1 protein-coding gene is annotated in these 1,195 nt (G+C 67.4%); it reads right to left on the bottom strand.

From position 1 onward, the window contains the following. On the bottom strand, positions 1-1,068 hold a 1,068-nt coding region (locus tag EJO66_RS32470), incomplete at its 3' end, for a methyl-accepting chemotaxis protein (protein ID WP_125967294.1). Positions 1,069-1,195 lie beyond the last annotated feature (127 nt).

Below are 1,195 nucleotides of genomic sequence, written 5' to 3'. Positions count from 1 at the left end.
CCGGGAAGAAGCATTGATCGACGCCATGGTGTCGACCACCTGCCCCACCACGCCGCCGCCCTTCACGGCTACCTCGGAGGCCGAGAGCGCGAGCTGGTTGGCCTGCCGCGCGTTGTCCGCGTTCTGCTTGACCGTGCCTGTGAGTTGCTCCATCGAGGCGGCCGTCTGCTCGAGCGAGCTGGCCTGCTCCTCGGTGCGCGCGGAGAGGTCCCGGTTGCCCGCCGCGATCTGCCCCGAGGCCGTCGCGATCGTGTCGGTGCCCTGGCGCACTTCGCCGACCACCTTGGCCAGGCTCTCGTTCATGTGCTTGAGCGCCTGCATGAGCTGGCCGGTCTCGTCGCGCGAGCCGGCCTCGATGACCGAGCCGAGGTCGCCGCTCGCCACGGTTTCGGCCACCTTCACCGCGCGGCCCAGCGGCCGCGTGACGCTGCGGGCGATCAGGAAGGCGCAGGCCGCACCGATCAGCAGCGTGAGCGCCGTCAGCACGATGCGCAGGTTGAAGCCTCGCTCGTTGGCCTCGTCGATCGCATGGCTCATGTCGTCGATCGCCTTGCGTTCGAGCGCCAGCAGTTCGAGCACGCGGCTCTCGTAGGCCTTGGCAGCCGGCTGGAAGGTGTTCTTGAAAACCGCCTCCGCTTCGCCCGGGGTGCCGCTGGCCTTGGCCTTCTGCACCGCATCCTTGGCGGCCTGGTACTTGGCCCGCAGTTCGACGATGGACTTGAAGGTCGACTTCTCGAGATCGGTCACCAGCAGGGCCTCGACCTTGGCCATGGTTTCTCCGCCCTTCTTGACGCTGTCGGAGATGACATCGGCAAAGGTGACGGGCAGTGTTTCGTCGGTGGTCCGGGCAATCATCGCGGTGCGCGCGATGGCCGAGTAGGTCAGCACGTACCAGTCGGAGATCAGCCGCTCCTTCGCGAGCGGGCTCTGCATCATCAGGCGCGTGGCCTCGGCATTGCTTCGGGCGTTCACCAGGGCGAACGCGGCGGAGACCAGGGTCAGCGCGAGAACCAGGCCGAAGCCGATGGCCAGGCGCGTTCCGATGCGCATGTTGGAAAGGAAGTTCATCGTTGAATACCGAATGGGAGTGAAGGAGGCGCGCGGCCTCAGATGGGCGCCACCTCGGGCGCGTGGTAATGGACAGGGCTGGTTTGACGCAACGCGGTCGCGGCCTGGCGCGGCGGGCCGTCCAGCT

The sequence above is a fragment of the Variovorax beijingensis genome, assembly GCF_003951285.1.
Classification (GTDB): Bacteria; Pseudomonadota; Gammaproteobacteria; order Burkholderiales; family Burkholderiaceae_C; genus Variovorax; species Variovorax beijingensis.
Note: the sequence above shows the minus strand (reverse complement) of the source record. Positions and strands in the feature narration are given on the sequence as shown.